This is a genomic window from Kribbella pratensis (genome assembly GCF_004365355.1).
Lineage (GTDB): Bacteria > Actinomycetota > Actinomycetes > Propionibacteriales > Kribbellaceae > Kribbella.
Genome location: NZ_SODP01000004.1, coordinates 430,060 through 454,656, shown reverse-complemented (window position 1 = coordinate 454,656; position 24,597 = coordinate 430,060). Strand labels below are relative to the sequence as shown.

Sequence of the window (24,597 nt, the reverse complement as noted above, 5' to 3'; positions counted from 1 at the left end):
GGGGAGGCGCAGTGTGCGCACCCGAGGGCGGCCGGGTTATGGTGAAGCACCCAGAGGTTAGCCTTACCTAAGAGGATCCCGAAAGTCCAATGCCACCGCCTAGTGCCGTCGTCTCCGCCGACCCCGACCTGGCAGCCGCTTCTCCGCGTCCTCGGCGGCGGGCCCGGCGGACCACGCTCGTCCTCGGACTGATCGGGTGCGTCGTCCTGCTGATCCTGGTGATCCTGCTCAGCATCGCGGTCGGGTCGAAGCAGATCCCGCTGTCGACGGTGATCGATGCCCTGCGTCACTACGACGAGTCGAACACCGATCACGTGATCGTCCACTCGCTGCGCGTGCCGCGGACTCTGATCGGGCTCATGGTCGGTGCGGCGCTCGGGTTGTCGGGGGCGTTGATGCAGGGCGTGACCCGCAACCCGCTGGCCGACCCCGGCATCCTCGGCGTCAACGGTGGCGCTGCCCTGTTCGTTGTCGGGGGCATCTACTGGTTCGGGTTGTCGACGCTGACGTCGTACGTCTGGCTTGCCTTCGCCGGCGCGGCCGCAGCATCCGTCGTCGTCTATTTCCTCGGGTCGCTCGGGCGCGAGGGTGCGACGCCGGTGAAGCTCGCGCTGGCGGGTGCGGCGCTGACGGCGATGCTCGGGTCGTTGACGACGGCTGTGCTGATCGGTGACGTCGACACGTTCGACCAGTTCCGGTTCTGGTCAGTCGGATCGTTCGCGGGGCGCGGTTCGGACGTCGCGGCGCAGGTGGCGCCGTTCATCCTGGTCGGGATCGTGCTGTCGCTGTTCTGCGGGCGGGTGCTGAACGCGATGTCGCTGGGGGACGACGTGGCGAAGTCGCTTGGCCAGCGAGTCGGACTGGCGAGGTTGTTCGTCGCGGTGGTCGTCGTACTGCTGTGTGGAGCAGCGACCGCAGCGGCGGGGCCGATCGGGTTCGTCGGGCTGACCATCCCGCATGTCGCGCGGCTGGTGACCGGTCCGGATTACCGCTGGATCCTGCCGTATTCGATGCTGCTCGCGCCGATCCTGCTGCTCGGTTCGGACGTGATCGGCCGGGTGGTCGCGCAACCCGGTGAGCTCCAGGTCGGCATCGTGACCGCGGTCCTGGGTGCGCCCTTCTTCATCATCCTGGTACGCCGACGGAAGCTGGCGGACCTGTGACGGCTGAGGCAGTTCAGATCGTTGCCCGGGCGCGCGCCGCTCGGCAGACCCGTTCACTCGTCGTCATCGTCGCGTTGGCCGTCGCGGTGTTCGCGACCTTCTGTGTCTCGTTGTCGCTGGGTGATTTCAAGATCCCGGTCACCGACGTGGTCAAGACGCTGTTCGGCGGCGGCGACCACGCGACCGAGTTCATCGTCAACACGCTTCGGTTGCCCAGGGCACTCACCGGCCTCCTCGTCGGTACGGCGCTGGGCCTGTCCGGCACGATCTTCCAGAGCATCGCCCGCAACCCGCTGGCCAGCCCGGACATCATCGGTGTGACGTACGGCGCGAGCGCGTTCGCGGTATTCGCGATCGTGACGCTCGGCTTGACCGGGGTCGCGGTGTCGGTGTCGGCGATCGTCGGTGCGGTGCTGACGGCGTTCCTGATGTACGTGCTCGCCTGGCGGCACGGGGTGTCGAGTTACCGGCTGATCCTGATCGGCATCGGGATCGGTGCGATCGCCACCAGCATCACGTCGTACCTGTTGACGAAGGCGCGGGTGGAGATCGCTCAGCAGGCGCTGATCTGGTTGACCGGGAGTCTGAACGGGCGGGATTGGTCGAACGTACGGTCGCTGGCGATCACGTTCGTCGTGCTGCTGCCGTTCCTGCTGTTCCTCGTGCAGCAGCTGCGGATCCTGCAGCTCGGCGACGAGACGGCGTACGGGCTGGGGTTGCGGGTGGAGGTGTCGCGGCTCGGGCTGATCGTGATCGCGGTACTGCTCGCTGCGGTGGCTACTGCGGCGGCGGGGCCGATCGGGTTCGTGGCGTTCGTGGCGCCGCCGATCGCGAGGCGGCTGACCCGCTCGCCAGGGCCGGCGATGATCGCGTCCGGGCTGCTCGGGGCGCTCGTGGTGGCGTTGTCGGATCTTGTTGCCCAGCACGCGTTCGGCGACACGCAGTTGCCGGTCGGCGTGGTGACCGGCGTGGTGGGTGCGCCGTACCTGATGTTCCTGCTGGCCCGGGCCAACCGTGTCGGAAGTGGTGGCTGAGAGATGGAGAACGGTGTGGAACACAGCTTGGCTGCCGACGGTCTTGCGGTCGGGTACGACCAGCGGGAGATCATCCACGACCTGTCGGTGCGGATCCCGACCGGGAAGATCACCGTCATCGTCGGCGCCAACGCGTGTGGCAAGTCGACGTTGCTGAAGACGCTGGCGCGCTTGCTGAAGCCGTCGCGCGGGACCGTGCTGCTGGACGGCAAGAGCATCCAGCAGATCCCGACGCGCGAGGTGGCGACCAAGCTCGGCCTGCTTCCGCAGTCGCCGACCGCACCGGAGGGGATCACGGTCGCGGATCTCGTCGGCCGCGGGCGGTACCCGCGGACGCGATGGATCCGGCAATGGTCGAAAGCCGACGACGAAGCCGTCGCGGAGGCGATGACGTCGACCGACGTCCTGTCGATCGCGGACCGGCCGATCGACGAGCTGTCCGGCGGTCAGCGGCAGCGGGTCTGGATCGCGATGGCGCTGGCGCAGGAGACCGACATCCTGCTGCTGGACGAGCCGACGACGTTCCTGGACCTGACGCACCAGTTCGAGGTGCTCGATCTGCTCGTCGACCTGAACAAGTCCGACGACCGGACGATCGTGCTCGTGCTGCACGACCTCAACCAGGCCTGCCGGTTCGGCGACCATCTGATCGCGATGAAGGACGGCGATATCGTTGCCGAGGGCAACCCCGCGGAGGTGATCACCGAGGACGTGGTCCAGGACGTCTTCGGCCTGGCCGTCAAGGTCGTCCCCGACCCGGTCGCCGGCACGCCGATGGTCGTACCGATCGGCCGGCACACCACTCGCACGGACCCCGCCGCGGTGTCCGGCAACCCGGCAGCCGCAGCCCTGGCAGCCAGCGCGGCGGCCAACGGCGTCTGCCGTCCAGCACCCGACTGACCTGTCCTTGGCACACGTTTTCGTCGGTCGGGGTGGTTATGGTTGCCGGCATGTTGTCCGTCCTTGGGTATCACCGAGCTGTCCTGGCGGTCGTGCGCCGTCAGGACGAGCGCGCGTGGGCGGCGTTGCACGGTGAGCCGGAGGGCTCGCTCGACGACGTGCTGTTGCGGAACGCGTACCGATTGGAGCCGGACGCCCATCCGTCGGTGTTCCGGGCCGGACAGCGGGCGGCGCGAGCGCTGGAGCTCGATGAGGAGATCGACTATTTCCAGGTGAGTGGGGAGCCCAACGCGGCGTACATTCACCAGGTCAGACCGGTCATTCTCTTCCAGGGGCCGTTGCTCGATCGGCTGGACGAGGACGAGCTGACGGCGGTGATCGGGCATGAGCTCGCGCACCGGTTGTTGTGGCAGGCCGAGGACGGCGGGTACCTCGCTGTCGACAGGCTGCTCGACGCGGCGGCCGGTGATGCGCGGACGCCCTCGCAGTACCTCGAGACGCATCGTCGGTGGTCTCTGGCGACAGAGCTGTTCGCGGATCGTGGCGCGCTCACGGCGTGCGGTGACCTGAGTACGACGATCCGCGCTCTGCTGAAGCTGGAGACAGGCCTGAGTACTGCGGACCCCGCGGCGTACCTGCGCCAGGCGGAGTCGCTCGATCTGCGCTCGGGGAGTCGCGGGACCACACATCCGGAGGCCGTTGGACGGGCCTGGGCCTTGAAGAACTGGGCCGACGGTGAGTACGTCGAGGAGCTGGTGACCGGGCCGCTCGACGTGGATGCGCCGGATCTCCTCGACGCTGTGGTGTTGCGCGAGCTCAGCCGTGATTTTGCTGGCGTGATCGCACAGACCGACGGCCTGCGGACCGATGCGGTGGCGACGGCGGCTGCCGGGTTCGCGGACAGTCCGGGCGAGCCCGCGGGAACTGTGCGGTTCGACGAGCCGTTGACAGTGCGTCCGGTGGATGGGGCCCCGACGCCGCGACCAAGACCGCTGGCAGCGGCGACGAAGCGGTACCTGTGTTATCTGCTCCTCGATCTCGCGACGGCCGACCCGGATGTCGGCGACGCCGGGCTGGTCGCGTCACTGGCGCTCGCGCGGCGTTCAGGACTGCCGGGGTACGTCGACGTCGCGGACGACGAGCTGGGATGGAGCGACAAGCAACGAGCGAGGTTCGTGCAGGCGTCGGAGGTGGTCGGATGAGCGCTGAGGATCTCGTTGCGCTGGCCGTCTCCCAGGGCGGGCTGGGTAACGATGCGTTGCTGGCCGCCGTGCTGCCGTTGTTCCACGAGACAGCCGCAGTGCATGAGCGCGGGCTGGTCGCGCCGTTGCGTGGTCTGGATCGGATCATCGTCGACGAGCAGAACCGGCTCGGCTTCGCGCCTGAGGACGCGGGCCGCCCGACGCTCGCCGTGCGTGAGCTCGATGCACGGCAGGGGTCGCGACCGACGGCTGTCGAGGTCGTCATGCACCGGCAGTCCGACATCGATCTGGGTGAAAGCGGCGGTCAGGAGAAGACCGTCGTGCCCGAGCCGGTGCCGGCTGCGATCACTGCCCCGACGCTGGTGGCCGGCTGGCAGAGCTGGGAGCACGTAGTCGGCCACCACGATCAGCTCACCGACATCTTCAGCCTCGGGCAGTTGCTGCTCGCGCTCGGCTGCGGCCTCGACCTGTCCCGGACCGCGGATGTCGCCACGCTGATCGATGCCCGAGGCAACTTGTACAAGCTCGATCCGGATCTGCATCCGGTGATCGTCTCGGTCGCGGCGCAGATGGTCGAGCCGGACCGGCACCGGCGCGCGCAGGACCTGCATTCGCTGATCGAGCAGCTCGAGAACTACCGCGATCAGCCGTTGGACTTCGACGTCGAGGCGATCGTCCGGGGTGCGGCGGACCGGCGTACGGCCGTCTTGGGAGCGTTGCGGGACAGGCTGTTCGACCTGTCGCGGCGTAATCGGCTGATCAACTTCCGGCCAACCGCTCAGACGCTGAACCTCACCGAGGTGTCGGTGCCGCTGATGCTCGACGTACGGACGATCCGCTCGGAGCAGCTGTTCACGTGGCGGGACGACCTCGCGGGCGAGTTGCTGAAGAAGGCGCAGCCGCTGGGGAAATGGATCCGGTACGACGAGGCGCCGTACGCCGCGAACACGTTGGACAAGCTGATCTCGACGGCTCGCCGCGACCGGGCCGACTATGGGCAGGACCAGTTGCGGTTGGTGCCGGCGTTCCTGCGCTGGCATGACTTGAAGAACGATCGGGATACGCGGATCGCGTCGCCGCTGGTGCTGGCGAAGGTGGAGCTGACGCGGAAGCGCGGCGTACGGGATTCGTACACGTTGCGGGTCACCGATCCGATCGCCGAGGTCAACCCGACGCTGCGACACAGTTTGCGGGTCTTGTACGGGATCACGTTGCCGGAGACGGTCGATCTGTCGTCGCCGGGTGCACTGCGGGAATTGCACGAGCGGTTGGCGAAGGAGATCCAGGCGACGGAGCCGGGGTTGCAGCTACACCTGCGGGAGAAGCCTCGGATCGACCTGGTGCGGCAGCGGGCGATGACGCGGCTACGCACGTACAACCGGCGGCGGCGCGGGAACGTTGCGACGGGGTTCGGCGGGAAGCAGTACCCGTACTCGTATCGGCGTGCGGACTATCAGCCGCTGGGTGTGCAGATCTACCGGACGCAGATCGCGGAGCAGACGCTGCCGTTGGGGATTGCGCTGGGCGAGGCGCCGCGGCCGGCGAGGGCTCTCGAGACCGACGTGTACTCGCTGGATACCGAGGGCGGGCCGTACTCGTGGGACGTCGACCTGTGCGCGGTCTCGCTGGCTAACTTCAACTATCGGACGCTGGGGCTGGTCCGCGATTACGACGATCTGCTGACCAGCGGGGAGTCGGCGCCGTCTTTCGAGCAACTGTTCTCGGATCGTCCGCGACCGATCGGCAGTACTCCGCCTGAGCTGGCGCCGGCTGATCGACATCTCGTCGTACCTGCTGATGGTTCACAGGTGGCGGCGATCGCTCGTGCGCGGCGGGGCGAGAGCTTCGTGATCCAGGGTCCGCCTGGGACGGGGAAGTCGCAGACGATCACGAACCTGATCGCCGACTTCGTGGCGCGGGGGAAGCGGGTCCTCTTCGTTTGTCAGAAGCGAGCTGCGCTCGACGTGGTGCACGCGAGGTTGGCCAGCCGGCGGTTGGACGGGTTGTGCGCGCTCATCCACGACTCCCAGGGTGACAAGAAGGCGTTCGTCCACGGGCTGCGCGAAACCTACGAATCCTGGCTAGCGGCCGAGGACGACCTGGACACGCTAACCACCCGCCGCGCCGAGCTGACTATGCGCGTCGACCGTCTGTTGTCGACGGTCGACGCCTTCGAACATCAGTTGGCCTCTGGAGACCCCCGGCTACGCGACCTCATCACCCGCCTGGCCGAACTGCACGTACATGCTTGGACTCCTGACTCGGTGGTGCCTGAGGTTGGGGATTGGTGGGCGGCGCGGGATTCGGTGCGTGAGGTTGCTCGCGAGCTGGCGTCGGCGGATCCCTCTACGGGCGGGGTGTTGGCGCGAAGTTCGCTTGCCTACGTCGCGACCGAGCGCTGGGACGGCGCCGACCTGACTGCCGACGCGCGGGAACTCCGAGCAAGGTGGGACGTGGTGGCAGCCGCCGTGGAAGCGCTGGAGGCGGCAGGGTCGGGGGTGCGGGAGGTTCGGGCGCTGGCTCGGCTTGGCCGGGTGCTCGAGCCGTTGGTGGCTGTGGATCGGGTGGAGGCGATTGTTCCCCGGTCCGGTGAGGCTGCTGAGTTGGCGGCTGCTGGGGCTGAGCGGAAGCGGTTGACCGTGGCTGAGGGCGCGGCTTGGAAGGAGGCCGGCGGGTGGAGCGAGCCGCTGGCGCCGGCTGATGCGCGGGCGGCGTTGAAGGTTGCTCAGGGCAAGGAAGGTGGGGTTTTCTCCTTCCTGAGCGGTGATTGGCGCCGGGTGAAGAACCTCGTTCGCGCCCGCTTCGACGCGACCGGCCGCGCCGTACAACCATCGATCACCGACACCCTCACCGACCTCGTCGGCGCGCAATCCGCCTCGGCCGCCGTCGAGCGACACACCGAGCAGACCCGTCGCGACTGGGCTGTCGACGACCCGCGCGAACTAATCGACCAACTCGCAGCTGCCCGCAAGACCGTGCCCGGCTGGCAGTTCGTACTCCGCGAAGGCGCGCCCGCCGAGCTCTCCCGCCTGGCCGACGCGCTCGACGAAGCCGAAGAGCCAACGCAGGACCTGCTCGCCGACCACTGGGACACGCTGACGGTCGACGGCCTCCGTGACCTCGCCGACCGGCTTGTCGCCGAGAGCCCCGTCGTACGCGCAGTCGGTCCCAAACTGCGCGACCTCGCCACCGCCCCGCCGTCCGTACTCACCGCTCTGCGCCAGCTCGACGCCTCACCCGACCAGCTCGAGTACGCCGTCTGCGCCGCCGAATGGGAACGCGCCCGCGCGGTCGCACCCCTGCAGCTTTCCTCCGCTCGAGTCGACGCCATCGTCGGCGAACTGAGCATGGTGTACGACGACTTGACCGAGCTCAACGCCCAGGTAGTCATCGCCCAGGTCCGCCGCCGCTTCCTTGCCGAGGTCGCGCACTCCGAGCAGAGCGTCACCGGGATGTCGCCCGAGGACCGCGAACGGAAGAAGACCTTCGCGACCGGTCGCCGGGAGCTGGAACACGAGTTCGGCAAGGTGATGCGGTACCGGTCGATCCGCGACCTCGCCTCCGGCGCGCCCGGCGAGGTGGTTTCGGTCCTCAGGCCGGTCTGGCTGATGAGTCCGTCCTCGGTCTCGGAAACGTTGCCTCTGACAACTTCATTCGACGTCGTCGTGTACGACGAAGCCAGCCAGATCCCGGTCGAGGAGGCGATCCCGGCACTGCACCGAGCGCCACAGGTGATCGTCGTCGGCGACCAGATGCAACTGCCGCCCACGCAATACTTCCGCGTGCGGACCTCAGACGAAGAAATCGACGTCGAAGACGAGGCAGCCGAGCAGGTCGGGATCGCGCTCACCGAAGACAGCTTCCTCTCGATCAGCGCGCTGCGGCTCGCGTCGACGATGCTCACCTGGCACTACCGGAGTCGTTCGGAAGCTTTGATCTCGTTCAGCAACTCGGCGTTCTACCAGGGCAAGCTCGCGACGGTTCCGGATCGGCTGCCACCGCATGCCGCGCCGCCGTGGACCGTGCGGTCCGACTCCCCGATGGTGTCCGAGGTCTGCGACAGCATGCTGGCGGGAAGCATCACGGCGGTGCGGCTCGTCGACGGCGTGTACGTCCGGCGCACCAACCCTGCCGAGGCACGATGGATCGCCGCCTTGGTGCGCGAGACGTTGGTCCGGCAGACCGGGAAGAGTCTGGGGATCGTGGCGTTCTCCGAGGCCCAGCAGGGTGAGATCGAGCGGGCGCTGGATCAGTTGGCGGAGGCAGACCCGGAGTTCGCGGCGCTGTACGAGGCGGAGCAGGTGCGTACGCATGGCGAGCAGGACGCCGGCCTGTTCGTGAAGAACCTGGAGAACGTGCAGGGCGACGAGCGCGACATCATCCTGATGAGCGTCTGCTACGGCACTGGACCGGACGGTCGGATGCTGATGAATTTCGGCCCGATCAACACCTCCGGCGGCGAGAAGCGCCTGAACGTCATCTTCAGCCGCGCCCGCGAGCACATGGTGATCGTCAGCAGCATCGAACCCGAGGCGATCACCAACACCTACAACGACGGCGCGAACACCCTCCGCCGGTTCCTCGCGTACGCCACCGCGGTCTCCCGAGGCGACCAGGTCGCCGCGAAGGCCGCCCTCACGCCGTACGCCGTCAAGGCCCCGGCGTCAGCGCGACCGAGCGCCGTGATCGAGCACCTCGCCGCGGCGCTGGAGGCCCGCGGTGTCGAGGTCGACACCGCGGTGGGCGAGTCGGTGTTCCGTTGCGACCTGGCGCTCAAGTTGCCGGAGGACGCCGGCCATCGCCTCGCAGTACTCGTGGACACGCCCGACCGGGTCGCGTCCGACACCCTGCTGGAACGACTGACCACTCACCCCAGCGCTCTGACAACCACGGGCTGGCGAGTCCATCACGTCCTGACCACCGACTGGACCCGCTCGCCGGAGACGGTCACCTCACAGCTGGTCGACGCCCTTCATCGCCCGTCGGACTGATGCGGACCTGATAGACGATCAGTCCGGCGAGCAGTGCGCCCATCGTGCCGAGGGCGAGGTCGCCGAGGGTGTCGGTGTAGGCCGTCTGTAGTTCGGGCGAGTTGCGAACGAACGCGACGTACTCGCCCAGTTCCCACACGACCGCAGCCGTGGCGCCGAAGCCCAGCGCCACGAAGGCGGTGAGCCCTCGGGACAGGTCGCGGGGTGCGAAGGCCAGCAGAACACCCGCGGTGAGGAAGCCCCAGAGGACGAAGTGCATCGCGTCGTCCCACCAGTCGACGGTGTCGAACAGGTTGAGCCGGTTGCCGATCAGGTCGATCAACCACGGCAGCGTCATCAACAGGTCCGCATGCCATGGGAACGTGCTGTGGAGTTTGCTGCGGGTGCGCCCGTAGGCCCACCACCACAGCGGAAGCACCATCGCGCCGATCGGGTACACGACCAGGCGCGCGGTCGATGCCTTGCCCTTGATCCCGCTCAGGTCCGGCCAGATCAGTGCCGAGAGCAACAATGCGAAGAGCAGTACCTTCGCGGCCAGGGCGGCGTACCGCAGCCAGTTGGCCCGCGTGCCGGGAACCGTGGTCACAGCCATCGTCGTCATGCCTCCCAGTCAATCGGGCCGCTGGGCGAGGCGGATGAGTACAACTACGCGAAGAACCCCCGCGCCTCCGTCATTGTGACGGAGTCGCGGGGGTCCCGGACAGCGTTGGTTTCAGCTGACGCTGACGAGGTCAACGACGAAGATCAGGGTCTCGCCCGGCTTGATCGCGTTGCCGGCGCCGCGGTCGCCGTAGCCCAGGTGCGGCGGGATGACCAGCTTGCGGCGGCCGCCGACCTTCATGCCCTGGACGCCGGTGTCCCAGCCCTGGATGACCTGGCCGACGCCGAGCTGGAACGCCAGCGGGGCGCCCCGGTTGTACGACGCGTCGAACTCCTCGCCGGTCGAGTGGGCCACGCCCACGTAGTGCACGTTGACCCGCGAACCGGCCTTCGCCTCGTCGCCGTCGCCAACGGTGATGTCGGTGATCTCGAGATCCGCCGGGGGCGGCCCGTCCGGAAAGTCGATCTCTGGCTTCTCAGTCATACCTTCCAGCTAAGCAGATCCCGCGGCGGCGTCGAGTGCTGGACCCTCCAGGTCAGCTCCGTTCCGCTGTTAGCGGAACGCCGGACACAACCGGTCACCCGGTCGGGACCGGTTGTGGCCTCTGGGCGCGATCAGCCGAGGACCTGGCGCAACGTGGTGGCGAACTCCTCCGGCTTGCCCGGCTGACCGTACTCATTGCCGAGGAAGCCGCCGTGGCCGCTCGGGAACACGACGGGGTCCAGCCCCAGCTTCTCGGAAACTGCCTTCCCGCCGCGGGCGGCCATCTGGTTCGCCGACTCCTCACCGACACCGATCACGATCCGCTCCTTCGCCTTGGCCAGGGCGTCGAAGTCGGGCCGGTACGACGTACAGCCGCGAAGGTTCTGGCCGAGGAGGGCGTCGTTGCGGGAGCCGTCGTCCTCGGTGGGGAGGCCGAACATGGCCGGGTCCGGCGCGGGCTGCTGCGTGTAGTCGGCGGGGACCTCGCCGTCGTACCCGACGAAGGCGATGAACTTCGCCATGCCGGCGCCCATGCCGTCTCGCTGGTACGTCGCGTACATGTCGGCGACCGCGGCCAGAGCCGCCTCGCTGTCGGGGAGGATCGCGGCCAGTGGCGGCTCGTGGGCGACCAGGGTGTTGATGAGGTCGGGACGCTTCGCGGTCAGGGCCAGCGCGTTCACCGCGCCGCCGCTGCTGGCGAAGATGTCGACCGGGCCGACGTCGAGGTGCTCGATGAGCGCTGCGAGGTCCGCGGCGTGGTCGTCGGGGGACAGTTCGGTGATCTCACCGGTGCGGACGCTCCGCTCGACGCCGCGAGGGTCGTACGTGACGACGGTGCGATCGGCGAAGTGCGAGGCCAGGGTCGGGAATCCGCTGGCGCCCATCGGTGAGCCGATCATCAGCAGCACCGGGCGGTTCGCGAGGTCGCCGCGAACGTCGTACGTCAGCGTGGCTCCGGGCACGTCGAGCGTCTGGGTCACAGGCTCTGGCATCACAGCTCCTCTGCGGTCGGTCTCGTGATCGAGAGCCTAGACCGCTCCGGTTGCACGGAACAGGAACTCAACCGGAACCCGATCGGCACTAAAGTTGCCGTCCGTGATCAAGACGCTCGCTCTGGTGATCGGCCTGTCCGCGGTACTGACGACGGCGGTCGCGGCGGCTGATCCACGGAGCTCTGACGCCGCGACGGAGACCTATGCGCAGTACTCGCTGATGTTCGAGAAGTCGGCTGGTCAGTACTTCGCGGGCGGGACCGCTGCCGGGCAATGGGCCTGGACCCCGCTGAGCGCCACCGAGTCCGACATCTCCTGGGGCGACCCGACCGCCTGGCCGCCGAAATCCGCCGAACACTTCATCCACGACGGCGACTGGGTCCTCCTCGACGGCTACAGCGACGGCGCCGGCCGCCCACTGACCCAGGTCCAACGCGTCACCAGCGAAACCATCGGCGACGCGAACTGCAACAACATGCAGCCCCTCCCGTCGAACGGCGGCCGCCAGCACTACGTCCGATGGACCATCCCCACCACCGGCTACTGCCTGGACGCCACGGGCACCATCAAGCCGCCCAACGGATCGACCACCGTCAACTTCCGCCACTTACAGAAGTGGCTCCCGCCCCACCCCTGCACCAACCCGTACTACAGCTCCCAGACCTGCATAACCCAGTACGAACAGTGGTGGGACGACAACCATCACCCGTACTCCCTGCAGCTGACCCGCACGGTCGAACTGGCCCGCGGCCTGGGCATGGCTTTCACCAACCGCACCACCGTCCCCCTCACCTGGAACGCCGACGGCCGCTACTACTGGCATTACTGATGAGACAGCCGGACAGGACGACGCGGACCGCAGTCGGAGCACGCTAGGCTGAGCGCCCGTGAAGGTTTTGGTGATCGGGTCCGGCGGTCGTGAGCATGCACTGGCCTGGGCGTTGACCCAGGACCCCGAGGTCGAGCAGGTGGTGGCGGCGCCGGGTAACCCTGGGATCGCCACGTTGCGTCCTGCGCACGACGGGCAAACGATCGTTTGCCGGTCGGTGGATATCGAGGACCACGACGCAGTCCTGGCGCTGGCGCAGGAGCTGGACGCCGACCTGGTCGTCGTCGGTCCGGAGGCGCCGCTGGTGGCCGGCTTGGCCGACCCGCTGCGGGACGCAGGCATCGCGGTGTTCGGTCCGTCCCGCGAGGCGGCGCAGATCGAGGGCTCGAAGGCGTTCGCGAAGGACGTGATGGCTGCGGCGAGCGTGCCGACCGGGCGCGCGTACGTGTGCACGACGCCTGAGGAGGCCGCGACCGCGATCGACGCGTTCGGGCCGCCGTACGTCGTGAAGGATGACGGGCTCGCGGCGGGCAAGGGCGTTGTGGTCACGTCGGACCGCGAGGAGGCGCTCGCCCACGCGGCCCAGTGCGGGCAGGTGCTGATCGAGGAGTTCCTGGATGGGCCCGAGGTCTCGCTGTTCGCGATCACCGACGGCACCACGGTGTTGCCGATGCAGCCCGCGCAGGACTTCAAGCGCCTCGGCGACAACGACGAGGGTCCCAACACCGGCGGCATGGGCGCGTACACACCGTTGCCGTGGGCACCTGACGACCTGGTGGCCGAGATCACCGAGAAGGTCCTGCAGCCGACGATCGACGAGCTCCGCCATCGCGGTACGCCGTTCAGCGGTCTCCTGTACGCCGGTCTCGCGCTGACGTCACGTGGTGTCCGTGTGATCGAGTTCAACTGCCGCTTCGGTGACCCGGAGACGCAGGCGCTCCTGCCGATGCTGAAGACGCCGCTCGGCGGTCTCCTGCTCGCTGCCGCCACCGGCAAGCTCGCGGACCAGGGCGAGTTGAGCTGGCGCGACGCCGCGTCGGTGGCGGTCGTCGTCGCCGCGAAGAAGTACCCGTCCAGCCCGCGCAAGGGCGACCCGATCGCCGGCGTCGAGCAGGCCGAGAGCGACGACGTACGCGTCTTCCACGCCGGTACGGCGCTCGAGGACGACGAGCTCGTCACGGCCGGAGGCCGCGTACTGGCGGTCAGCGCCGTCGGCAAGGACCTCGCCGAGGCCCGCCAACGCGCGTACGCCGGCGTCGGCCAGATCCGTATCAAGGGTTCCCAGCACCGCACCGACATCGCCCTCAAGGCCGAGCGCGGCGAAATCACCGTCTGACCTACCCGGCGGTCCAGGTGCCAGAAGACGGCCCGATGGAGAACTCGGTCACGCCGAGCCCGCTGTCCGGGACCAGGGCAAGGGCGGCGGCCTCGACCGGGTACGTCGACTCCGTGCGGGCCACCTTTACCCGCTGCCGCTTGTAAGCGATCTCCAGCCGCCCGTCCGCGGCCAGCGCCACGAAGGTGACCAGTGCGGCTCGCTCCGCGCCGCCGACCAGCCAGGCGACCTCGTACGTCGATAGCTTGTCCATGTACTCAGAGTGAGCTTCGATAGGGTCAGCGATCCGATGGAACCGGATCAAGGGGTCGGGGGTGTTAGTGGGCATGGAGACGGAGGGGCTGCGGGAGTTCTACCGCGCGCACCAGCCACGGCTGGTCGGCGTGATCTCGCTGCTGACCGGGTCGCGAGCCGAGGCGGAAGACATCGTCCAGGAGGCGTTCGTCCGGCTGGTGCCCCGGTGGCAGAAGGTCTCGCGGTACGAATCACCGGAGGCCTGGGTGCGCCTGGTCGCCGTGCGGCTGGCCGCGAACCGGCACCGTGACGGCAACCGGTTCACGCAACTGTTCCACCGGCTGCCGGCCGAACACGTCCCGGACCCCGCCGACAGGTACGCCGGTGATCTCGAGCAGGCTCTAGCCGGCCTGCCGATGCCGACCCGGCAGGTCGTCGTCCTCCATTACGTCTGTGACCTGAGCGTGGCTCAGGTGGCGGACACGCTCGGGATCGCGGAAGGCACGGTCAAGTCGCGCCTGTCCCGCGCCCGGGACGCCCTGTCCGATTCATTGCTGTTGAGGAGTGACGACCATGCCTGATCTGCAAGAGGACCTGCAGGCCCTGGCGGACCGCAAGGCCGCCGAGTCCGCCGGTGACTTCGACTCCGTCCTGACCGCGGCCCGTTCCCGCAAGCGCCGCCTGACCGCCGGCCTGACCGTGCTCGGCGCGGCCGTCGTGGTCGGCGCCGTCGCGGTCGTCCCGACGCTGCGGCCGGCGCACAACGCGCCGGTGGCCGACAGCCCCGTCCCGACCAACCTGGTCGCCCCGCCGCAGGTGTCCGAGCAGCCGAACCCGGCGCCCGTCGTGAAGGCGGGCCCGCTGACGCTGACCTCGGCGAAGGCGCTCGTCGCCGGTGGCCAGGTCGTCGCCTCGTTCCCGGACAAGCAGGTCCGCAACGTGACCTTCAACCTCGCGTCGGCGGCCAAGCCGGACGTGCCGCTGTACACGCTCGTTGCCAAGGTGCCAGGCGACGCCTCCACGCCGTACTCGATGAAGGTGATCCCGGGTGAGTCGGGGATCGCGATCCCGCAGTACACCAGCGCCGGACCATACACGCTGGCGCTGCCGAAGGGGCTCGCGGCCGGTTCCTACCAGCTGTGCACGCTGTCCGGCGCCAAGCTCTGTGGTCTGGTGACCGTCAAGTAGTCGCCGTCTGGGAGAATGGGGCTCGTGACCAAGCCCCTGATCCCCAATGTTCTCGCCGCGCGCTACGCCAGTCTGTCGATGGCGGAGCTGTGGTCACCGGAGCACAAGATCGTGCTCGAGCGGAAGCTCTGGGTGGCGGTGCTGAAGGCCCAGAAGGAGCTCGGGGTCGAGGTTCCGGACGGGGTCGTCGAGGACTACGAGCGGGTGATCGACCAGGTCGACCTGGCGTCGATCGCGGCCCGGGAGCGGGTCACGCGGCACGACGTGAAGGCGCGGATCGAGGAGTTCAGCGCGCTCGCCGGGCACGAACACATCCACAAGGGGATGACGAGTCGTGACCTGACCGAGAACGTCGAGCAACTCCAGATCCGCGCCGGTCTCGAGCTGGTCCGGGACCGCGCGGTGGCAACCGCCGTACAGCTCGGTCAAAAGGCGGCCGAGCACGCGGCGCTGGTGATGACCGGTCGTTCCCACAACGTCGCCGCCCAGGCGACCACGCTGGGCAAGCGGTTCGCATCGGCCGCGGATGAGCTGCTGGTCGCGATCGCGCGGATCGAGGAGCTCATCGAGCGGTATCCGCTGCGCGGCATCAAGGGCCCGGTGGGTACGTCGCAGGACATGCTCGACCTGTTCGGCGGTGACGAGACGAAGCTCGCCACGCTCGAAAGCACGATCGCGCAGCACCTCGGCTTCAGCCACACGCTGACCAGCGTCGGCCAGGTCTACCCGCGGTCGCTCGACTACGAGGTCGTCTCCGCGCTGGTGCAACTGGCCGCCGGGCCGTCGAGCCTCGCGACGACGATCCGGCTGATGGCCGGGCACGAGCTGGTGACCGAGGGCTTCAAGGAGGGCCAGGTCGGTTCCTCCGCGATGCCGCACAAGATGAACACCCGGTCCTGTGAGCGGGTCAACGGTCTCGCGGTCATCCTCCGCGGATACGCGTCGATGGCCGGCGAGCTGGCCGGCAACCAGTGGAACGAGGGCGACGTCTTCTGTTCCGTTGTACGACGGGTTGCGCTGCCGGACGCGTTCTTCGCGCTGGACGGACTGTTCGAGACGTTCCTGACCGTCCTCGACGAGTTCGGGGTGTATCCGGCGGTCGTGGCGCGTGAGCTCGAGCGGTACCTGCCGTTCCTGACCACGACCAAGGTGCTGATGGCCGCCGTGAAGAACGGCGTCGGCCGGGAGACCGCGCACGAGGTGATCAAGGAGCACGCGGTCGCGACCGCGCTCGACCTCCGCAAGGGCCTGGCCGGGAACGACCTGTTCCACCGGCTCGGTGTGGACGGGCGACTCGGGCTTACCGAGGAGCAGATCGTCGGCATCGTCGGCGAGCCGTTGACGTTCACCGGTGCGGCCGTCGCCCAGGTCGGGGCGGTCGTCGCGAAGATCGACGATCTCGCGAAGCGCTACCCGGAGGCGGCCGCCTACACGCCGGGTGACATCCTCTAACCCGTGTTCGCACCGCTCACCTGGTTCCTGGTCGCGCTGTCGCTCGCCGCGGCGCTGTTCGCCGTCGTACTCGCGGCCCGCGACAAGCGGATCAACTGGACCTTGCTCGGCGTGCTCGGGGTGATCGAGGTCGCCCTGCTGGCACAGCTGGTCGTCGGCATCGTGCAGCTGAGCCAGACCACCCGGGACGTGTCCGGGCCGTTCTTCATCGGGTACTTGGTCGGGTCGCTGATCATCCTGCCGATCGGGGCGTTCTGGGCGCTGGCGGAGAGCAGCCGCTGGGGCGCCGGCGCGCTGGCCATCGCCTGCGTGGTGATCCCGATCCTCGAGCTCAGGTTGTACGACGTGTGGACGGCCTGACGTGACCGATCCCGCAGCGACCAAGCACGGCCCCGGCCGGATCCTGATCGCGGTGTACGGCGTGTTCGCGCTGGCCGCGACCGCGCGGGCCGGCGTACAGATCGCGACGAAGTTCAGCGATGCGCCGATCGCGTACCTGTTGTCGGCCATTGCCGCGATCATCTACTGCGCGGCGACGTTCGCGCTGGCCAAGGCAACGAAGGTGTCCCGCAAGGTCGCTACGACCGCGATCGTGATCGAGCTGATCGGTGTGCTCGCGATCGGCGCGTTCAGCTACGCCGTACCGGACGATTTCCCGGACGCGACCGTGTGGTCGCACTTCGGCCAGGGCTACGGCTTCGTACCGGTGGTGCTGCCGGTGCTCGGTCTGCTCTGGCTGCGTCGCACCCGGTAGCTGCCAGCAAACTGCCAGCCACGCACAGGGGCTGACACAGGTTGACCGGACAGCATCGGTGTCATGCAGATTCCAGGTCATCCTCGGGTCGAGATCGTCGTACCCGTCAAGAACGAGGAACACGACCTCGGACCGAACATCAGACGGCTGCGGGAGTTCCTCGACACCGCTTTCCCGTTCCCGGCCGAGGTCTGCATCGCGGACAACGGAAGTACGGACGCGACCTATGAACTCGGCCTGCTGCTCGCGAGCGAGCTGCCCGGGGTCCGGATCGTCCGGCTCGAGCAGTCCGGGCGCGGTCGCGCGCTGAAGCAGGTCTGGTCCGCGAGCAACGCAGAGGTGCTCGCCTATATGGATGTCGACCTGTCCACCAATCTGAACGCCCTGCTCCCGCTGGTCGCGCCGCTACTGGCCGGGCACAGTGATGTTGCCATCGGCACCCGATTGGCGAAGAGCTCCCGGGTGGTCCGGAGGCCGAAGCGCGAGTTCATCTCCCGCTCGTACAACCTGTTGCTACGGGCAACCTTGAGCGCGCATTTCTCCGACGCCCAGTGCGGCTTCAAGGCGATCCGTGCCGACGTGGCGCACGAGCTGCTGCCGCTGGTCGAGGACATCAGTTGGTTCTTCGACACCGAGCTGCTGGTGCTGGCGGAGAAGGCCGGGCTGCGGATCCACGAAGTACCGGTGGATTGGGTCGACGACCTCGACTCCCGCGTCGCGATCGCGAAGACGGTCGGCGAGGATCTGCGGGGGATCGCTCGGCTGATGCGCAGTCGCGTCGACCTCGAGCCGGTCCGGCAGAAGTACGGCCGGCCACGGATCCTCGATCCCCGAACGGCGATGGCGGCCCGCGTACTGCGCTTCTGCGCGGTCGGTGTGCTGAGTACGGCGGCGTACGCGCTGCTGTATCTCGTACTGCGGCAGGGCATGCCGGCGCAGGTGGCGAACCTGCTCGCGCTGCTGATCACGGCCGTCGGCAACACCACGCTGAACCGCCGGATCACCTTCGGTGTACGTGGCGTGGAGGGCCGTTGGCGGCATCAGCTGCGCGGTCTGGTTGCCTTCGGCATCGGCTGGAGCTTGACCGCGGCGTCCCTCTGGTTGTTGCACACGGCAATCGCCGTACCGCATCAAGCGGTGGAGATCACTGTGCTGACCATCGCGAACCTGGCTGCCACCGTGGTCCGGTTCAGCCTCTTCCAGACGTGGGTGTTCGACGATGACGCGCCTACCCTGCCCGCCTTTGAACCCCCAGCGGTTCTCGACCAAACCCGGAGCAACTGATGACCACGCTGACTGATCCGGTCGAGGCCACCAGGTCTCGCCCGATCACAACGCAGTACACGCTGAGCCGGGACAAGATCCTGTACGGCGGCCTGTTGGTGCTGACCGCGATCGCGTACCTGTGGGGATTGTCCAAGAACGGATACGCCAACGAGTACTACGCGGCCGCCGTACAGGCCGGGTCGACGAGCTGGAAGGCCTGGTTCTTCGGGTCGTTCGACGCGTCGAGCTTCATCACCGTGGACAAGACTCCGGGCTCGCTGTGGGTGATGGGGTTGTCCGCGCGGATCTTCGGCTTCAACAGCTGGAGCATGCTGGTGCCGCAGGCGCTGATGGGCGTCGCGAGCGTCGGATTCGTGTACGTGTCGGTGCGGCGCTGGTTCTCCGCGAACGCCGGTCTGCTGGCCGGCGCGATCCTCGCGACGACGCCGGTCGCGGTGCTGATGTTCCGGTTCAACAACCCGGATGCACTGCTGATCCTGCTGCTGTGCGCCGGCGCGTGGGCCGTGACGCGGGCGATCGACTCGGTGAAGCACTCGGCGCGGTGGATGATCCTGGCCGGTTCGCTGGTCGGGTTCGGGTTCCTGACGAAGATGCTGCAGGCGTTCCTGATCCTGCCGGCGTTCGGGATTGCCTATCTCGTGGCCGGGAAGCCTGCGCTGGGGAAGCGGCTGCTCCATCTCTTGCTGGCGACGGTCTCATTGATCGTGAGTGCCGGCTGGTGGGTCGCGATCGTGGAGCTGCTGCCTGCGTCTGCACGACCGTATATCGGTGGGTCGTCCGACAACAGCATCCTTGAGCTGACCCTTGGGTACAACGGCCTCGGGCGGTTGAGCGGCAACGAGTCGGGGTCGGTCGGCGGCGGTGTCGGGAATCCGGGTTGGGGTGGCGCGACCGGGCTGCAGCGGCTGTTCGGTGGCGAGTTCGGATCGCAGATCTCCTGGTTGATGCCGGCCGCGCTGCTGGCCACCGTCGTACTGATCGTTGCTGCGGGCAAGGCGCCGCGGACGGACAAGACTCGTGCTTTCGCGCTGCTGTGGGGCGGGTGGCTCGTGGTCACCGGGCTGGTGTTCAGCTACATGCAGGGCATCATCCATCCGTACTACATGATCGCCCTGGCGCCGGCCTTCGGCGCGGTGATCGGCGGCGCGATGTCGGTCCTGTGGCGGCGCCGCGCCGAGTGGTTGCCGCGGGCAACTCTCGCGGGTGGTGCGTTGCTGACAGCCGGGTGGAGCTTCGCGTTACTGAACGCGACGCCGACCTGGCATCCCTGGCTGCGTTGGGTGGTGCTGATCACGGGCGTGCTCGCGGCTGGCCTGGTGATGCTGTTGCCAGAGCTCAAGCTGCATCGAACGGCCGCTCGACGGGCTGGGATTGCGGCTGCCGCGGTGCTGACGTTCAGCGCGCTGGCCGGGCCCACGGCGTACTCCTTGGACACCATCAGCACCGCGCACGCCGGCGCGATTCCGACCGCTGGTCCTGCCGGGATGGGTGGCATGGGCGGCGGACGCGGTGGCGGCTTCCCTGGTGGGCGGATGGGTACGCCGCCTGGGCAGACCGGTACTGGAACTGGGGCCGGCACCGGCACTGGTACGACGGGGCAGCCGGGGACGGGCCGGACCACTACTGGAGGCGGAATGCCTGGTGGTGGCGTCGGTGGGTTCCTTGGTGGTGGCGGGACGAGTGGGGTCTCGAGTGAGCTGGTGACGCTGCTGCAGCAAGGGGCGAAGGGGTACACCTGGGCCGCTGCGGCGGTGACCGCGAACGGGGCCGCGCCGCTGCAGATCGCGTCCGGCGAGCCGATCATGGCGATCGGCGGGTTCAACGGGACCGACCCGGCGCCGTCACTGGCCGAGTTCGAGCAATTGGTTGCCCAAGGCAAGATCCACTACTTCGTCGGTGGTGGCGGGATGGGCGGCGGATTCGGCGGCCGGGGCGGGACCTCGAGCGAGATCTCCACGTGGGTCTCGGAGAACTTCACCGCCCAGACCGTCGGCAGCACCACCGTGTACGACCTCTCCACCGGAACAGGAGCATAGATATGACACAAGAAGCCCAATGGCAAGCCGCGAAAGCCGCCTCCACACCGCAGGCGGGTACGCCGCACGCGGGTCCGGCGGTGCAGGCGGGGTCTGCTCCGCAGGCACCGAGCGGCCCCTCGGATGCTTCCACCCCCTCACAGCAGTCCGCTCCGGCTGGGAAGCGGCCCAGCAGCGCGGTGTTGGCTGGGGCCGGGTCCGTGATTGCGGTGCTTGCATTCCTTGGGGGGATGGCGGTCGGTCACTCGTGGGACGGGACGAGTACCCAGCAGAACCAGTTCGGCGGGCCTGGTGGCGGCGGCTTCGGTCGCGGTTTCCAGGGACAGGGCAACGGTCAGGGCACGTCGCCGGGCCAGGGGATCCAGCCAGGGCAAGGAACCCTTCCAGGCCAGGGAACTCAGCAAGGACAGGGCATGACGCAGAACGGGTGACGGTCTGCGTGACGTAGACCGCCCGGCGGGTCAATGAGCGGACACTCGGCCCGCCGGGCGCTGTTTCTGGACGATCGTCAAGCCATGAGACGACACGCTGAATGGTTCACCGGCCCACGGGGTGGGGTAGGGATGGGGGCGTGGAATGGTCGAACGTCACCTGGTTTCTGACCGCGCTCGGTGCGGTCGTCGTACTGATCACGCGCGTCCGGCTCGGCGGAACGGTGGTGGACGGTACCGGTCACGGCGCGGGGCGGCACGGGTTTTCTGCTGCCCTGCTGCGGTTGCACACCGTCGTCGGTGTGATCACCCTGCTCGGCTGGGTCGTTGCCCTGGTCACCGGTCGGCACGGGATCGCCCTGGTGATGCTGACCGGGTGGTGGTTGCTCACCGTCATCGGATTGTTGCTTCTGGCCCGTTGGTTGCCGAGTGGAGGCAAGCATTCCGAGGACACGCAGAGTGATGCGTGGGGTTCCGGCGCGGGCCTGTCCGTGCTCGGCCACGTCGGCATGCTGATCGGCGTCTGCTACTTCACCTTCGTCACGCTCACCGAGCGCCTTTGAGGCCGGCGACCAGCGCCACGACAGAGCGTCGTACGGCGGCCTCGAACGCTTCTGGTGAGAGCGTTGCGCCCGCCCCCGCGACCCGGTCGTACATCAGTCCGTCCATCATCGCGGCCACCGGCCACGCCGCCGCTTCCGGTTCGGGTACGCCGAGCCCGTCGAGCAACTGCGCGAGCATCGCCCGCAACTCGCGCCCACCCTCGTTGATCGCCGTCCGCAGCTCGGGCTGACGACTCGCCTCCAACGACAGCTCGTACCGCGCGACCAGATCGTCCGGCCGATCGTTCGCGAGCCCGACCGTCATCCCGACCATCAACTCGACCGGATCCGCGCCGGCCAGTGGCATCGTGCTCACGTCCCGGCTGAGCATCCGGCGCACGCACGCCGTCAGCAGGGCGTTGCGCGTGCGCAGGTAGTACGACGTCGAGCCCGGCGGCAGACCTGCCTCGGTGTCGACCGCCCGGTGCGTCAGCCCGCGCAGACCGCGGGTCGCGACCAGGTGGATCGCAGCGTCGGCGATGGCGTCCTGGCGATCCGCACCGCGCGGAACGGACTTAGGCCCTGTCACGCCGGTCAGTCTCGCACTTCCCAACCAGACTCTACAGATGTAGAGTCCAGTTCATGGGTACGGCGATCGTGGTCGGGGCGGGTATCGGAGGGGTTACGGCTGCTGTCGCGCTGCAACGGTGCGGCTGGCAGGTCACGGTGCTGGAGCGTGCTCCGGAATTGGGCGAGGTTGGGGCCGGCATCTCGGTCTGGCCGTCGGCGGTCGCCGTGCTCGAGGAGCTCGGGGTGAAGGGCGTCGAGAAGGCCTCGGTGCAGTCCAAACCGGCCGGCATGCGGAAGGCGGACGGCCGGTGGGTGGTCACCGCGGCCGAGCTCGGCGTCGAGCTGCCGGTGATGATCCACCGCGCGCAGTTGCATGAGCTGATCACCGCCGAGTTCGGTCCGGCCGTCACGGTCCGGACCGGGTACGACGTACGAACCGTCACGCAGGATCAGGACGGCGTCACGGTCAATGGCGAGCTCCACGCCGACCTCGTGGTCGCCGCGGACGGGATCCGCAGCGTGGTGCGGGGCGCGTTGTACCCGCAGTACAAGGGCCCGCGGTACTCCGGTTTCTCGGCGTACCGCGGGATCGCGGACGTGGATATCGACGACGGTGGTGGCGAGACCTGGGGCCGAGGGCAACTGTTCGGGTTCGCGCGACTGATCGACGGGCGCTTCTACTGGTACGGGACTGTGAACCAGCCGCCCGGCCGGACCAGCGAGCCGACCGTGTTCATGCGTTGGCACGATCCGATCCCGAGGCTGATCGCGAGCACCGAGAAGGTGCTGCAGAACGACATCTACGACCTGACGCTGCCGCTGGTCCCGTTTGTCCAGGGCCGGATCGTCCTGCTCGGCGATGCCGCCCACGCGATGACGCCGAACCTGGGCCGCGGCGCCTGCTCCGCGATCGAGGACGCCGGGGCATTAGCGCGACACCTTCACGCCGGCGAGCTCACCCAGGCGCTCACGGCGTACGACGCTGAACGGCGGCCCGCGACGACCAAGCTGGTGAAGCGGTCCCGCAGTCTCGGCCGGCTCGGGCAGGTCGAGAATCCGCTGGCGTGCTCGCTCCGCGACGGGCTGTTCGGCCTAGGGGGCAAGCTGATGGCACTGCGCGCCCGCAAGTAGGCTCGCGGCGTGATCACAACGCCGCAGGCGCCGGAGATCCCCGGCGCCAAGCACATCCACTCCGGCAAGGTCCGGGACCTGTACGAGCTGGACTCCGGCGACCTGCTGATGGTGGCGAGCGACCGGATGAGCGCGTTCGACTGGATCCTGGAGAGCCTGATCCCCGACAAGGGGAAGGTGCTCACCGCGATGAGCCTGTGGTGGTTCGAGCAGCTGGACATGCCGAACCACATCATCTCCACCGACGTGCCGGCCGAGGTCGCGGGCCGTGCTGTGGTCTGCGAGAAGCTGGCGATCTACCCGGTCGAGTGCGTCGCCCGCGGCTACCTGAGCGGCACGGGCCTGCTCGACTACAACGCCACCGGCGCCGTCTGCGGTATCGCGCTGCCGGACGGGCTGGTCGAAGGCTCGCGGCTGGACGACCCGATCTTCACCCCGGCGACCAAGGCCGAGCTCGGCGAGCACGACGAGAACGTTTCGTACGACGCGGTGGCGGCGACGGTCGGCGCGGACGTGGCGTCGACGCTGCGGGACACCACGCTGGACATCTACACCTGGGCGCGGGGGATCGCCGAGGACCGCGGGATCATCCTGGCCGACACCAAGTTCGAGTTCGGCCACCGGGCGGACGGCACGCTGGTGCTCGCCGACGAGGTGCTCACGCCGGACTCGAGCCGCTTCTGGCCGGCCGACCAGTGGTCGCCGGGCAAGCAGCAGCCGTCGTACGACAAGCAGATCGTCCGCGACTGGCTGCAGTTCGAGTCGGGCTGGGACCGGACGTCCGGCGAAGCCCCGCCGCCGTTGTCCGACGAGGTGGTCGAGCGCACGAGGTCGGCCTACATCAACGCCTACGAGCAGCTGACCGGTCGCAAGTTCGAGGGCTAGAACGCGCTGATCCCGAGCGCGAGCAGGATGAAGCGGGCGCCCCGGCCGGCCAGGACGGACAGGGTGAAAACGACGGTCCTCATCCGGGACGCGCCGCCGATCAGCGCTACGCCGTACAGCGGTGGGATGCCGACGAAGGCGCTCAGCAGCGTGACCGGGACGCCCCACCGGCTGTCGCTCATCGCGTCCAGGAGGCGCTTGGTGAGGTCGCGGTTCCACTGGACGAAGCGGCCCCAGCGGGTGTCCAGGTCGACCGGCTTGGGCTCCTTGGTCTTGCGGGCGGCGTAGCCGGGCCGGTACCGGACGGCCAGGAACATCGCGACCTTGCCGATGGTCTGGCCGACGGAGACCCCGGCCGCGGCGACGACCGGGTTCAGGGCATGGGTAGCGCCGACGGCGAGGACGTACGCCTCGGCGTTCATCACCGGTACGACGGCGGAGCCGATGCCGAAGCCCACCGCGAGTACCAGTTGCCAGACCCACATGACTCCGAGGCTATGCGCCATTGCGGCCATTCCCACGTATCTCAGGCCTACCTTCGGGGGTAGACCAGGGT

The 24,597-nt window shown here is 68.4% G+C and carries 23 protein-coding genes; 17 read left to right on the top strand and 6 right to left on the bottom strand.

From position 1 onward, the window contains the following. Positions 1 to 89 precede the first annotated feature (89 nt). Genes EV653_RS36515 through EV653_RS36495 form a run of 5 tightly spaced genes read left to right on the top strand, consistent with a single transcriptional unit; the run spans position 90 to position 9,290 of the window. A complete protein-coding gene (locus EV653_RS36515) occupies positions 90 to 1,163 on the top strand; it encodes a FecCD family ABC transporter permease (protein ID WP_134110380.1) in 1,074 nt (357 codons plus the stop codon). Next, on the top strand, positions 1,160 to 2,197 hold the full coding sequence (locus tag EV653_RS36510) for a FecCD family ABC transporter permease (RefSeq protein ID WP_134110378.1): 1,038 nt from the start codon (positions 1,160 to 1,162) through the stop codon (positions 2,195 to 2,197). Before EV653_RS36515 ends, EV653_RS36510 begins: the two co-directional genes overlap by 4 nt. Before the next feature lie 3 nt (positions 2,198 to 2,200). Next, positions 2,201 to 3,097 (top strand): ABC transporter ATP-binding protein, encoded by an 897-nt coding sequence (locus tag EV653_RS36505; RefSeq protein ID WP_134110376.1) that lies wholly within the window; start codon positions 2,201 to 2,203, stop codon positions 3,095 to 3,097. 50 nt (positions 3,098 to 3,147) lie between these two features. Then, positions 3,148 to 4,299 carry a M48 family metalloprotease gene (locus EV653_RS36500; RefSeq protein ID WP_166679676.1) on the top strand — a complete coding sequence of 384 codons (1,152 nt, stop codon included), beginning with the start codon at positions 3,148 to 3,150 and terminating at the stop codon, positions 4,297 to 4,299. Beyond that, entirely contained in the window at positions 4,296 to 9,290 is a 4,995-nt protein-coding gene (locus tag EV653_RS36495) for an AAA domain-containing protein (RefSeq protein ID WP_166679675.1), read from the top strand. Before EV653_RS36500 ends, EV653_RS36495 begins: the two co-directional genes overlap by 4 nt. Here the strand turns inward: EV653_RS36495 and EV653_RS36490 are convergent. The 3 genes from EV653_RS36490 to EV653_RS36480 all read right to left on the bottom strand — a co-directional run bounded on the left by EV653_RS36490 (position 9,247) and on the right by EV653_RS36480 (position 11,366). Continuing rightward, positions 9,247 to 9,891 (bottom strand): hypothetical protein, encoded by a 645-nt coding sequence (locus tag EV653_RS36490; protein ID WP_134110371.1) that lies wholly within the window; start codon positions 9,889 to 9,891, stop codon positions 9,247 to 9,249. The two genes, EV653_RS36495 and EV653_RS36490, sit on opposite strands and share 44 nt — an antisense overlap. Positions 9,892 to 10,002: 111 nt before the next feature. Beyond that, positions 10,003 to 10,374 carry an FKBP-type peptidyl-prolyl cis-trans isomerase gene (locus tag EV653_RS36485; protein ID WP_134110369.1) on the bottom strand — a complete coding sequence of 124 codons (372 nt, stop codon included), beginning with the start codon at positions 10,372 to 10,374 and terminating at the stop codon, positions 10,003 to 10,005. 131 nt (positions 10,375 to 10,505) lie between these two features. Further along, positions 10,506 to 11,366 carry an alpha/beta fold hydrolase gene (locus EV653_RS36480; protein ID WP_134110367.1) on the bottom strand — a complete coding sequence of 287 codons (861 nt, stop codon included), beginning with the start codon at positions 11,364 to 11,366 and terminating at the stop codon, positions 10,506 to 10,508. A 103-nt stretch (positions 11,367 to 11,469) separates the two neighbouring features. Here EV653_RS36480 and EV653_RS36475 point away from each other — a divergent pair, with 103 nt between their 5' ends. Next, entirely contained in the window at positions 11,470 to 12,195 is a 726-nt protein-coding gene (locus EV653_RS36475; RefSeq protein ID WP_134110365.1) for a hypothetical protein, read from the top strand. A gap of 58 nt (positions 12,196 to 12,253) precedes the next feature. Continuing rightward, positions 12,254 to 13,531 (top strand): phosphoribosylamine--glycine ligase, encoded by a 1,278-nt coding sequence (gene purD / locus EV653_RS36470; RefSeq protein WP_134110363.1) that lies wholly within the window; start codon positions 12,254 to 12,256, stop codon positions 13,529 to 13,531. Between the two features lies 1 nt (position 13,532). Here purD and EV653_RS36465 read toward each other — a convergent pair whose 3' ends face one another. Then, the gene (locus EV653_RS36465) at positions 13,533 to 13,784 is read right to left on the bottom strand and encodes a TIGR04222 domain-containing membrane protein (protein ID WP_166679674.1); all 252 of its coding nucleotides are present in this window, start codon (positions 13,782 to 13,784) and stop codon (positions 13,533 to 13,535) included. 73 nt (positions 13,785 to 13,857) lie between these two features. Between EV653_RS36465 and EV653_RS36460 the strand changes: the two genes are divergently transcribed. The 8 genes from EV653_RS36460 (at position 13,858) to EV653_RS36425 (ending at position 21,476) form a co-directional block, all read left to right on the top strand. After that, positions 13,858 to 14,346 (top strand): SigE family RNA polymerase sigma factor, encoded by a 489-nt coding sequence (locus tag EV653_RS36460; RefSeq protein ID WP_134110359.1) that lies wholly within the window; start codon positions 13,858 to 13,860, stop codon positions 14,344 to 14,346. Then, on the top strand, positions 14,339 to 14,953 hold the full coding sequence (locus EV653_RS36455; protein ID WP_134110357.1) for a hypothetical protein: 615 nt from the start codon (positions 14,339 to 14,341) through the stop codon (positions 14,951 to 14,953). The genes EV653_RS36460 and EV653_RS36455 overlap by 8 nt, the downstream gene beginning before the upstream one ends. Before the next feature lie 24 nt (positions 14,954 to 14,977). Next, positions 14,978 to 16,405: an adenylosuccinate lyase gene (gene purB / locus EV653_RS36450; protein WP_441294989.1), complete on the top strand. Its 1,428-nt coding sequence runs from the start codon at positions 14,978 to 14,980 to the stop codon at positions 16,403 to 16,405. Between the two features lie 3 nt (positions 16,406 to 16,408). Beyond that, positions 16,409 to 16,765 carry a hypothetical protein gene (locus tag EV653_RS36445; protein WP_134110353.1) on the top strand — a complete coding sequence of 119 codons (357 nt, stop codon included), beginning with the start codon at positions 16,409 to 16,411 and terminating at the stop codon, positions 16,763 to 16,765. Between the two features lies 1 nt (position 16,766). Beyond that, positions 16,767 to 17,159, top strand: coding sequence for a hypothetical protein (locus EV653_RS36440; protein ID WP_134110351.1), 393 nt, complete (start codon positions 16,767 to 16,769; stop codon positions 17,157 to 17,159). A 63-nt stretch (positions 17,160 to 17,222) separates the two neighbouring features. Beyond that, positions 17,223 to 18,443: a bifunctional glycosyltransferase family 2/GtrA family protein gene (locus tag EV653_RS36435; protein WP_134110349.1), complete on the top strand. Its 1,221-nt coding sequence runs from the start codon at positions 17,223 to 17,225 to the stop codon at positions 18,441 to 18,443. After that, a complete protein-coding gene (locus tag EV653_RS36430; protein ID WP_134110347.1) occupies positions 18,443 to 20,482 on the top strand; it encodes an ArnT family glycosyltransferase in 2,040 nt (679 codons plus the stop codon). The genes EV653_RS36435 and EV653_RS36430 overlap by 1 nt, the downstream gene beginning before the upstream one ends. 571 nt (positions 20,483 to 21,053) lie before the next feature. Beyond that, positions 21,054 to 21,476, top strand: coding sequence for a hypothetical protein (locus EV653_RS36425; protein ID WP_134110345.1), 423 nt, complete (start codon positions 21,054 to 21,056; stop codon positions 21,474 to 21,476). On the opposite strand, the gene EV653_RS36420 is transcribed toward EV653_RS36425, so the two are convergent. Beyond that, positions 21,460 to 22,044 (bottom strand): TetR/AcrR family transcriptional regulator, encoded by a 585-nt coding sequence (locus EV653_RS36420; RefSeq protein ID WP_134110342.1) that lies wholly within the window; start codon positions 22,042 to 22,044, stop codon positions 21,460 to 21,462. The genes EV653_RS36425 and EV653_RS36420 overlap by 17 nt on opposite strands. A 53-nt stretch (positions 22,045 to 22,097) precedes the next feature. Between EV653_RS36420 and EV653_RS36415 the strand changes: the two genes are divergently transcribed. Together EV653_RS36415 and EV653_RS36410 are read left to right on the top strand one after the other, a co-directional pair. Continuing rightward, positions 22,098 to 23,156 carry an FAD-dependent monooxygenase gene (locus EV653_RS36415; protein ID WP_134110340.1) on the top strand — a complete coding sequence of 353 codons (1,059 nt, stop codon included), beginning with the start codon at positions 22,098 to 22,100 and terminating at the stop codon, positions 23,154 to 23,156. Between the two features lie 9 nt (positions 23,157 to 23,165). After that, complete coding sequence (locus tag EV653_RS36410; RefSeq protein ID WP_134110338.1) at positions 23,166 to 24,041, top strand: phosphoribosylaminoimidazolesuccinocarboxamide synthase; 876 nt, start codon at positions 23,166 to 23,168, stop codon at positions 24,039 to 24,041. Here the strand turns inward: EV653_RS36410 and EV653_RS36405 are convergent. Next, positions 24,038 to 24,526 (bottom strand): hypothetical protein, encoded by a 489-nt coding sequence (locus tag EV653_RS36405; RefSeq protein WP_134110336.1) that lies wholly within the window; start codon positions 24,524 to 24,526, stop codon positions 24,038 to 24,040. The genes EV653_RS36410 and EV653_RS36405 overlap by 4 nt on opposite strands. Between the last annotated feature and the right edge of the window lie 71 nt (positions 24,527 to 24,597).